Annotated in this window: 7 protein-coding genes; 4 read left to right on the top strand and 3 right to left on the bottom strand. The window is 72.7% G+C overall.

The window, feature by feature from the left end:
* Window positions 1-183: 183 nt before the first annotated feature.
* Both ACFQ8C_RS30810 and ACFQ8C_RS30805 read right to left on the bottom strand, forming a co-directional pair.
* The gene (locus tag ACFQ8C_RS30810) at window positions 184-777 is read right to left on the bottom strand and encodes a TetR family transcriptional regulator (RefSeq protein ID WP_383463820.1); all 594 of its coding nucleotides are present in this window, start codon (window positions 775-777) and stop codon (window positions 184-186) included.
* A 16-nt stretch (window positions 778-793) separates the two neighbouring features.
* On the bottom strand, window positions 794-1,801 hold the full coding sequence (locus ACFQ8C_RS30805; RefSeq protein ID WP_383463817.1) for an aldo/keto reductase: 1,008 nt from the start codon (window positions 1,799-1,801) through the stop codon (window positions 794-796).
* A 232-nt stretch (window positions 1,802-2,033) separates the two neighbouring features.
* Here ACFQ8C_RS30805 and ACFQ8C_RS30800 point away from each other — a divergent pair, with 232 nt between their 5' ends.
* Window positions 2,034-2,216, top strand: coding sequence for a DUF6243 family protein (locus ACFQ8C_RS30800; protein ID WP_383463814.1), 183 nt, complete (start codon window positions 2,034-2,036; stop codon window positions 2,214-2,216).
* A gap of 184 nt (window positions 2,217-2,400) precedes the next feature.
* Here the strand turns inward: ACFQ8C_RS30800 and ACFQ8C_RS30795 are convergent, their stop codons facing one another.
* Window positions 2,401-3,828, bottom strand: coding sequence for an MFS transporter (locus ACFQ8C_RS30795; protein ID WP_383463812.1), 1,428 nt, complete (start codon window positions 3,826-3,828; stop codon window positions 2,401-2,403).
* Between the two features lie 100 nt (window positions 3,829-3,928).
* Here ACFQ8C_RS30795 and ACFQ8C_RS30790 point away from each other — a divergent pair, with 100 nt between their 5' ends.
* The 3 genes from ACFQ8C_RS30790 (at window position 3,929) to ppdK (ending at window position 9,217) form a co-directional block, all read left to right on the top strand.
* The gene (locus ACFQ8C_RS30790; RefSeq protein ID WP_383463809.1) at window positions 3,929-4,810 is read left to right on the top strand and encodes a helix-turn-helix domain-containing protein; all 882 of its coding nucleotides are present in this window, start codon (window positions 3,929-3,931) and stop codon (window positions 4,808-4,810) included.
* A 200-nt stretch (window positions 4,811-5,010) separates the two neighbouring features.
* The gene (gene dusB, locus ACFQ8C_RS30785) at window positions 5,011-6,147 is read left to right on the top strand and encodes a tRNA dihydrouridine synthase DusB (protein WP_383463806.1); all 1,137 of its coding nucleotides are present in this window, start codon (window positions 5,011-5,013) and stop codon (window positions 6,145-6,147) included.
* A 358-nt stretch (window positions 6,148-6,505) separates the two neighbouring features.
* Window positions 6,506-9,217, top strand: coding sequence for a pyruvate, phosphate dikinase (ppdK, locus tag ACFQ8C_RS30780; protein WP_383463803.1), 2,712 nt, complete (start codon window positions 6,506-6,508; stop codon window positions 9,215-9,217).
* Window positions 9,218-9,533: the final 316 nt, after the last annotated feature.

Genomic DNA, 9,533 nt, shown 5'->3' with positions numbered 1-9,533 from the left:
CCCCCGGTCCGGTGTTCCGGACCGGGGGCTTTCGCCGTGCGTGCGGGCCTCGGGCCGGGCCCCGGCCTGCCGGCGCCTGCCGAACCGGGCCGTCCACGCGCCGAGCGCGCCGTAGGTCATGCGGTGGGGGAGGCGCCGGGAAGGTTTCGGACGGGGAAGGGGGAGGTCCGGGCCGGATGATCTTCAGGCCGTGCGCAGGGACCTGAGGATCAGCGAGACGACGGCGTCGAAGGCCGCCTCGATGCCGGGCGTCGACCAGTCCGCGGCGTGCGCCGGGTCGTGGAAGCGGTCGGTGGCGTCGAAGACGGCGCGTGCGGTGGTGGCGACGTCGGGGGCGGGGGGCGCGAAGATCCCGTCCCGGACCCCGTCGCCGATGATGCCGGCGATCTGCCCCACCAGGTGCTCCACGTGGCGGTCGACCACCGCGCTGTTCTCGCCGATGAGCACCATGAACGTCGCCATCAGCTCCGGGTCGCCGCCGGACTTCTGGCGCTTGAGCGCGAAGAGGCGGCCCAGCCAGCCGCCCAGCCGCTCGTCCGCGGGCTCGGGGCCCTCGGCGTACGGGCGGAGCTCGACCACGGTCCGCTCCAGCCAGCGCTCGGTGACCGCCTCGCGCAGGGCCGCCTTGGTGCGGAAGTGGCGGTAGACACTGCCGTGGCTCACGCCGAGGACGCGGGCCACGTCCACGACCGTCGCCTTCGCGGGCCCGTACCGCCGCAGCACCTCCTCGGTGGCTTCGAGGATGCGCTCGGCGGTGAGGGTGTCGGTGGCGGCCATGGAAGGACAGTACCCGTCAGTGTTCGCTGTCCAGGTGGGCCATCTGCGCGGCCGGGTAGCGCTCGCCGGCCGCCGCGCCCGCCGGGACGGCCCGCTCGATCGCCTCGCGGTCGGCCGGGTCCAGGACCACGTCGAGGGCGCCCAGCGCCTCGGTGAGCCGGGCCCGGGTGCGGGCGCCGACCAGCGGCACGATGTCGTCGCCCTGGGCCAGGACCCAGGCGATCGCGGTCTGCGCCACCGAGACGCCCTTGGCCTCGGCGACGGCCCGCAGCCGGTCGACGAGGTCGAGGTTGCGGTGCAGGTTCTCGCCCTGGAAACGGGGGCTCATGCCGCGGAAGTCGCCGGGGCCGAGTGCCCGGTCGCGGGTGAAGTGGCCGCTGATCAGGCCGCGGGAGAGGACGCCGTACGCGGTGACGCCGATGCCCAGCTCGCGGGCGGTCGGGAGGATCTTCTCCTCGATGCCCCGGGAGAGCAGCGAGTACTCGATCTGGAGGTCGGCGATGGGGGCGACGGCGGCGGCCCGGCGCAGGGTGTCCGCGCCGACCTCGGAGAGGCCGATGTGCCGCACGTGCCCGGCCTCGACCAGCTCGGCGATGGCGCCGACCGTCTCCTCGATCGGCACGTCGGGGTCGACGCGGGCGATCCGGTAGACGTCGATGTGGCCGGTGCCGAGCCGCTGGAGCGAGTACGCGGCGAAGTTCCTCACGGCCGCGGGCCGTCCGTCGTAGCCGGTGAAGCCGCCCTCGACCGTCCGCAGCGCGCCGAACTTCACGCTGGTCAGCGCCTGCTCCCGCAGGCCCGCGGGGGCGGTGCGCAGGGCCTCCGCGATGAGCAGCTCGTTGTGGCCCATCCCGTAGAAGTCGCCGGTGTCGAGGAGGGTCACGCCGGCCTCCAGGGCCGAGTGGATCGTCGCGATCGACTCGGCGCGGTCGGCCTCGCCGTACAGCGCGGACATGCCCATGCAGCCGAGACCGAGGGCGGAGACGGCCGGGCCGGTGGTGCCGAGGGTGCGGGTGGGAAGCATGGCGGGCTCCTGAGGGGAGGGGGGAGGGGTGCCGTACAACCATGACATGAGGGATGACAGATTTCAATATTTGTCATTCCCTGAGGATGGGGCCCGGGAAATCCGGGTGCACCGGCCCGAACCGCCCCGCTACCGTGCGGGCATGCACGCACACCTCCCGATCTACGAGTGAGAGCGGCGCCGCTCCGGCGGACCGACGACCACCGCACACCTCACCGAAGGGGAGAACCCCATGGCCAAGAGCCGTAACAACCTTCTCGGCGTCGGAGGGCAGCGCAAGAAGCTGTCCCGCGCCGACCAGCACGGCGCCGGACAGGGCCGCACCGCCGACCGCGCCTCCGCGGAGAGCCGGAAGCAGGACCTCCTGAAGAAGATGCGCGAGCGCAGCCAGAGCGCCGACACCTCCGAGGAGTAGCCCCCGAACGAAGGGCCCGGGCCGCGATCGCCGCGACCCGGGCCCTTCGCCGTGCGCCGGGGCTTTTGCGGTGCCGGGTCCTTTACCGTGCGCCGGGGCTTCTGAGGTGCCCCGGGCCCTTCGCCGTGCGCCCGGGGCTCCCCGCCGCGCTCCGGCCCTCCGCCCCGCGCCGGGGCTCCTCGTCTCAGACCGCCGTCCTCGGGAGGCGGAGGGCGTAGAGGCCGGTGAGGAGGGCCAGGGCCAGCTGGACCAGCAGGGTCGTGGCCAGGGCCGTGCCCACGGAGGCCGTCGTGGACAGGGTCAGGAAGAGCGAGCCCAGCGTCGCCACGCCCAGCGCCAGCGCCGACTGCTGGGCCGTCACCATCACCCCGCCGCCCACGCCCGCGCGCTCCGCCGGGACCTCGGCGAGGACCACCCGGAAGAGCACCGGCAGCTGGAGGCCCTGGCCGAGGCCCGCCACCGCCATGCCCGGGGCCAGCGTCCACGGGGTGACGTCCGGCCAGGAGCGCGCCGCCGTCCAGGCCAGCATCCCGAGACCGGCGGCCTGCACCACCGCGCCCGCCGGGATGACCCGGGTGCCCCAGCGGGACACCAGCCGCGGACCCGCCAGCGAGGCGGCGAAGAAGGCCAGCGCCATCGGGGCGAGGGCCGCGCCCGAGGCGACCGGGCCCAGCGCCAGGCCCTGCTGGAGTGCCACCGCGACCACCAGCATGAAGCCGCCGAACCCGCCCGACAGGGGCAGCACCAGGACCAGACCGCGGCGCAGCGGCGCGAGGCGGAGCAGCGACGGCGGGACCAGCGGGGCGCCGCCCCGCAGCTCCGTCCGCCGCTCGGCGCGCCAGAAGACCACGGCCACCCACGGGACCGCCGCCAGCGCGCACCAGGTCCACGGCGGCCACCCCGCCGCCCTGCCCTGTGTCAGCGGGGCGAGCAGCGCGGTGAGGCCGACGGCGAGCAGCACCGCGCCCCGTACGTCCAGGGGGGCCGGGGCCGACGCCCGGGTCTCCGGCACCGTGCGGAGCGCCAGGGGCAGCGCGAGCAGCACCACCGGCACGTTCACCAGGAAGGCCGCGCGCCAGCCGAGGCCCGCGACGTCCGCCGCGACCAGCAGACCGCCCAGGATCTGGCCGCCGGCGAACGCGAGCCCGTTGGTCGCCCCGTACAGACCCAGCGCCTTCGCGCGCCGGGCGCCCGTCGTCGAGGAATGAAGGGTCGCCAGCACCTGCGGCAGCATCAGCGCCGCCGCGGCACCCTGTGCCACCCGCGCCGCGACCAGGGCCCAGCCGGTCGGGGCCACCCCGCAGAGCAGGGACGTCGCGCCGAAGGCCGACAGGCCCGCCAGGAAGAGCCGGCGGCGCCCGAAGAGGTCGCCCAGCCGGCCGCCCGGCACCAGCAGCACCGCGTACGCCAGGCCGTACCCGGCGACGACCGATTCGAGCAGCGCCTCGCCCGCGCCGAGCTCGTGCCCGATCGACGGCAGGGCGACGTTGACGACGAAGAAGTCGACCAGGGGCAGGGCCGCCCCCAGGAGGATCGTGAGGAGGCCGAGGGGGCCGAGGGCCGGTGGCGCGGCCGAGGGAGCGCGGGAGGAGGAGGGCGTGGTCGTGGTCACACCTCGACGATCGGCGCCCCGCCTCCCTGGTACCAGAGCCTCCTCATCCTGGTACCAGGAGTGCCTGGCACCCGGCTCCCCGGGCGGGCAGGCTGGAACCATGAGCATCGTCGCGACGCCCGGACCCGACGCCCGGCGGCGGGAACTCGCCGACTTCCTGCGCAGCCGGCGCGAGCGCATCACCCCCGAACAGGTCGGCCTCGTCCGGGGCCGCCGGCGCCGCACCCCCGGCCTGCGCCGCGAGGAGGTCGCCCAGCTCTCCGCCGTCGGCGTCACCTGGTACACGTGGATCGAGCAGGCCCGGGACATCCGGGTCTCCCCGCAGGTCCTCGACGCCCTGGCCGGCGCCCTCCTCCTCGACCCGGCCGAGCGCGCCCACCTCTTCGCCCTCGCCGGACACCCCGACCCCGCGCCCGGCACGCCCTCCGCGGCCGTCACCCCGGCCGTGCGCGCGCTCCTCGACCAGCTGGAGCCGGTGCCCGCCGCCGTCCAGAACAGCCGCTTCGACCTCCTCGCCCACAACCGCACCTTCGGGCGCCTCTTCCGCGACCTCGACGCGCTGCCCCCGGAGGACCGCAACACCCTCTGGCTGGCCTGCACCGACGCCGGGTTCCGGGCCGCCGTCACCGACCTGCCCGAGCTGATCGCCCTGCTCGCCGGAAAACTGCGCGCCCAGATGGCCGAGCACCTCGCCGAACCCGCCTGGAAGCGGCTGGTCCAGCGGCTGGAGGCGGCCTCGCCGGAGTTCCGCGCGATCTGGGCCCGGCACGACGTGGTCGCCCCCGGCGGCCGTACCAAGGTGATCCGCAACGCCCTCGTCGGGCCGCTCCGCTTCGACCACACCAACCTGTGGCTCGGGCCCTCGGCGGGACCCGTCCTCGTCACCTACGTACCGCTGGACGAGGAGACCCGGGCCGGCTGCGCCCGGCTCCTGGAGCTGGTGGTCCGGGATCAGGCCGAGGGCGCCCTCGCCGCCGCCTGAGCGGCCTCCGGCGCCGGGGCGCGGGCGGTGCGCCCGGCGATGCGGCGGCCCCAGCGGCCGGTGCCGACCGGACCGGTGCCGGACCCGACCCCGACCCCGGACCCGGCACCGACCCCGGACCCGGACCCGGGGTCGGTGCCGGGCAGGGTCGTGCCCCCGGTGCCCGACGGGCACTTCCACCGGTGCGGGACAATGGCCCCATGACCGCGTTCTCCCCCCTCTCCATCGGCCCGCACGTCGTGCAGCCCCCGGTGGTGCTCGCGCCCATGGCCGGCATCACCAACGCCCCCTTCCGCACCCTCTGCCGTGAGTTCTCCGGCGGCAAGGGCCTCTTCGTGAGCGAGATGATCACGACGCGGGCGCTGGTGGAGCGCAACGAGAAGACGATGCAGCTCATCCGCTTCGACGCGACGGAGCAGCCGCGCTCGATCCAGCTGTACGGGGTGGACCCGGTCACCGTCGGCAAGGCGGTGCGGATGATCGTCGACGAGGACCTCGCCGACCACATCGACCTGAACTTCGGCTGCCCGGTGCCGAAGGTGACCCGCAAGGGCGGCGGCTCGGCGCTGCCGTACAAGCGGCCGCTGCTGCGCGCGATCCTCCACGAGGCCGTGACGAACGCGGGCGAGCTGCCGGTCACGATGAAGATGCGCAAGGGCATCGACGACGACCACATCACGTACCTGGACGCGGGCCGGATCGCGGTCGAGGAGGGCGTGACGGCGATCGCCCTGCACGGGCGGACGGCGGCGCAGCACTACGGCGGTACGGCCGACTGGGACGCGATCGCGCGGCTCAAGGAGCACGTGCCGGAGATCCCGGTGCTGGGCAACGGCGACATCTGGTCGGCGGACGACGCGGTGCGGATGATGCGCGAGACCGGCTGCGACGGCGTGGTCGTGGGCCGCGGCTGCCTGGGCCGGCCCTGGCTGTTCGCGGACCTGGTGGCGGGCCTGGAGGGCACCGGCGGGTACCGGACGCCGGGGCTGCGGGAGGTCGCGGAGGTGATGGTGCGGCACGCGACGCTGCTCGGCGAGTGGATCGGCGACGAGTCGCGCGGTGTCATCGACTTCCGGAAGCACGTGGCCTGGTACCTGAAGGGGTTCGCGGTCGGTTCGGAGATGCGGAAGCGCCTGGCGATCACCTCCTCCCTGGACGAGCTGCGCGCTCAGTTGAGCGAGCTCGACCTGGACCAGCCGTGGCCGGTCGGGGCGGACGGCCCCCGGGGTCGTACGTCCGGAAACAACCGGGTCGTCCTGCCGGACGGCTGGCTGAAGGACCCCTACGACTGCGCCGGAGTGAGCGAGGACGCCGAGCTGGACACGTCCGGGGGCTGAGATTTTCGGCCGACTGAGCGAGTGATCCTCGCCACCCCTGAGGGGGGTGGTGCTCAGATGAGCATATTGCGGAGGGGTGTACGGCTTGAAGGGGTGGCACTGGGTGCCACCCCATTTGTGTTTAAGAGTTGAACGCAAATGGGCGGTGAAGCTGCTCATCTGAGCATGTTGTCCCTGGATTGGGTCAAGCGGGCTTCGGGGCGTGAATGCGGAAGCTTCGCCTCGGTAACTTTCGAAGTGGGGGCGGACGGGTGGTTACGACCGTGTGACCGGTAGGCGTACCTCCCCAGAAGCCTTCGATCTGGGTATGTTCCTCGCCGTCAGGGCAGCCAACCGAGTCGTCGAGGAGTCGAGACCCGTGTCGGAAAACAATGATCAGAAGTTCGTGTACGACTTCACCGAGGGCAACAGGGACCTGAAGGACCTGCTCGGTGGCAAGGGGGCCAACCTCGCCGAGATGACCAACCTCGGCCTCCCGGTCCCTCCGGGCTTCACGATCACCACCGAGGCGTGCAAGGTCTACCTCGAGTCCGGTTCGGAGCCCGTCGCCCTGCGCGACGAGGTCACGGCCCACCTCGACGCCCTTGAGCGGACCATGGGCAAGAAGCTCGGCCAGGCGGACGACCCGCTGCTGGTCTCGGTCCGCTCGGGTGCCAAGTTCTCCATGCCGGGCATGATGGACACGGTCCTCAACATCGGCCTCTCCGACGAGTCCGTCGCCGGCCTCGCCCGCCAGGCCGACAACGAGCGCTTCGCCTGGGACTCGTACCGCCGTCTCATCCAGATGTTCGGCAAGACCGTCCTCGGCGTCGACGGCGAGCTCTTCGAGGAGGCCCTCGACGAGGCCAAGGCCGCGAAGAAGGTCGCCAGCGACACCGACCTGGACGCCGCCGACCTCAAGAAGGTCGTCAAGCAGTTCAAGAAGATCGTGAAGGCCGAGACCGGCCGCGACTTCCCCCAGGACCCGCGTGAGCAGATGGACCTCGCCATCGAGGCCGTCTTCAACTCCTGGAACACCGACCGCGCGAAGCTGTACCGCCGCCAGGAGCGCATCCCCGGCGACCTCGGCACCGCCGTCAACGTCTGCTCCATGGTCTTCGGCAACCTCGGCCCGGACTCCGGCACCGGCGTCGCCTTCACCCGCGACCCCGCCTCCGGTCACGCCGGCGTCTACGGCGACTACCTCCAGAACGCGCAGGGCGAGGACGTCGTCGCCGGCATCCGCAACACGGTGCCGCTGGCCGACCTCGAGTCGATCGACAAGACGTCGTACGACCAGCTCATGGAGATCATGTCGACGCTGGAGACCCACTACAAGGATCTCTGCGACATCGAGTTCACCATCGAGCGCGGTCAGCTCTGGATGCTCCAGACCCGCGTCGGCAAGCGCACCGCCGGTGCCGCCTTCCGCATCGCGACCCAGCTCGTGGACCAGGGCCTGATCGACGAGGCCGAGGCGCTCCAGCGCGTCAACGGCGCCCAGCTCGCGCAGCTGATGTTCCCCAAGTTCGACGACGACGCCAAGGTCGAGCAGATCGGGCGCGGCATCGCCGCCTCCCCGGGCGCGGCCGTCGGCAAGGCCGTCTTCGACTCGTACACGGCCGTCAAGTGGTCCCGCTCCGGCGAGAAGGTCATCCTGATCCGCCGCGAGACCAACCCGGACGACCTGGACGGCATGATCGCCGCCGAGGGCATCCTGACCTCGCGCGGCGGCAAGACCTCGCACGCCGCCGTCGTCGCCCGCGGCATGGGCAAGACCTGTGTCTGCGGTGCCGAGGAGCTGGAGGTCGACACCAAGCGCCGCCGCATGACCACCGCCTCCGGCGCGGTCATCGAGGAGGGCGACGTCGTCTCCATCGACGGCTCCACCGGCAAGGTCTACCTCGGTGAGGTACCCGTCGTACCGTCCCCGGTCGTCGAGTACTTCGAGGGCCGCATGCACGCCGGCGCCGACGACGCCGACGAGCTGGTCCAGGCCGTCCACCGGATCATGGCCTACGCCGACCGCGTCCGCCGGCTGCGCGTCCGCGCCAACGCCGACAACGCCGAGGACGCCTCCCGCGCCCGCCGCTTCGGCGCCCAGGGCATCGGCCTGTGCCGCACCGAGCACATGTTCCTCGGCGAGCGCCGCCAGTACGTCGAGCGGCTGATCCTGGCCGACACCGACGCCGAGCGCGACGACGCCCTCAAGGCCCTGCTGCCGCTCCAGAAGACCGACTTCGTCGAGCTCTTCGAGGCCATGGACGGCCTGCCGGTCACGGTCCGCCTGCTTGACCCGCCGCTTCACGAGTTCCTGCCCGACATCACCGAGCTGTCGGTGCGCGTCGCCCTCGCCGAGTCCCGCAAGGAGCCGCACGAGAACGACCTGCGCCTGCTCCAGGCCGTGCACCGGCTGCACGAGCAGAACCCGATGCTGGGTCTGCGCGGCGTCCGCCTCGGCCTGGTCATCCCCGGCCTGTTCACCATGCAGGTCCGGGCGATCGCCGAGGCCGCGGCCCAGCGGATCGACGCCAAGGGTGACCCGCGCGTCGAGATCATGATCCCGCTCGTGGGCACCGTCCAGGAGCTGGAGATCGTCCGCGAGGACGCCGAGAAGGTCATCGCCGAGGTCGTGGCGGAGACCGGCGTGGAGCTGAAGCTGGCGCTCGGCACCATGATCGAGCTGCCCCGCGCGGCCGTCACCGCCGGCCAGATCGCCGAGGCCGCCGAGTTCTTCTCCTTCGGCACCAACGACCTCACCCAGACGGTCTGGGGCTTCTCCCGCGACGACGTGGAGGCCAGCTTCTTCACCGCGTACCTGGAGAAGGGCATCTTCGGCGTCAGCCCCTTCGAGACCATCGACAAGGACGGCGTCGGCGCGCTGGTCCGCTCCGCGGTCCAGGCCGGCCGGGCCACCCGCCCCGACATCAAGCTCGGCGTCTGCGGCGAGCACGGCGGCGACCCGGAGTCGGTGCACTTCTTCCACGAGGTCGGCCTCGACTACGTCTCCTGCTCGCCGTTCCGGATCCCGGTGGCGCGTCTGGAGGCCGGCCGCGCGGCCGCCGAGGCGAAGGGCAGCGACAGCCGCTGACCCCCCGAGGGGCCCGAGGGCCCCGTGAAGCCCCCGGGACCGCCGTCGGTCATCCCTTCCGAACCCTCACCGGCGGACGGCGGTCCCGGATCCGAAAGAGACGGGACGGACACCTTGTGCGGAGGTGTCCGTCCCGTCGTTTTCACGTCAGATTCATGCGCAATTACGTCCGCATTGAATTATTGGAAATTGAACGTCTGTGTTTGCGGGCGTTTGGGTCGCGGGCCCCCCCGACCCCCCCCCCGGGCCCCCCCCATTAACCCTTTGTGGGCGCGGGTGCCCCACCCCCCCCCCCCCCCCCCCCCCCCGCCAAAAC

This window comes from Streptomyces sp. NPDC056503 (genome assembly GCF_042794995.1).
Lineage (GTDB): Bacteria > Actinomycetota > Actinomycetes > Streptomycetales > Streptomycetaceae > Streptomyces.
Note: the sequence above shows the minus strand (reverse complement) of the source record. Positions and strands in the feature narration are given on the sequence as shown.

Excerpts from the sequence above, each read along its gene's own strand:
- ACFQ8C_RS30810 (WP_383463820.1), bottom strand. The coding sequence starts at position 777 with ATGGCCGCCACCGACACCCTCACCGCCGAGCGCATCCTCGAAGCCACC.
- ACFQ8C_RS30805 (WP_383463817.1), bottom strand. The coding sequence starts at position 1,801 with ATGCTTCCCACCCGCACCCTCGGCACCACCGGCCCGGCCGTCTCCGCC.
- ACFQ8C_RS30800 (WP_383463814.1), top strand. The coding sequence starts at position 2,034 with ATGGCCAAGAGCCGTAACAACCTTCTCGGCGTCGGAGGGCAGCGCAAG.
- dusB (WP_383463806.1), top strand. The coding sequence starts at position 5,011 with ATGACCGCGTTCTCCCCCCTCTCCATCGGCCCGCACGTCGTGCAGCCC.
- ACFQ8C_RS30790 (WP_383463809.1), top strand. The coding sequence starts at position 3,929 with ATGAGCATCGTCGCGACGCCCGGACCCGACGCCCGGCGGCGGGAACTC.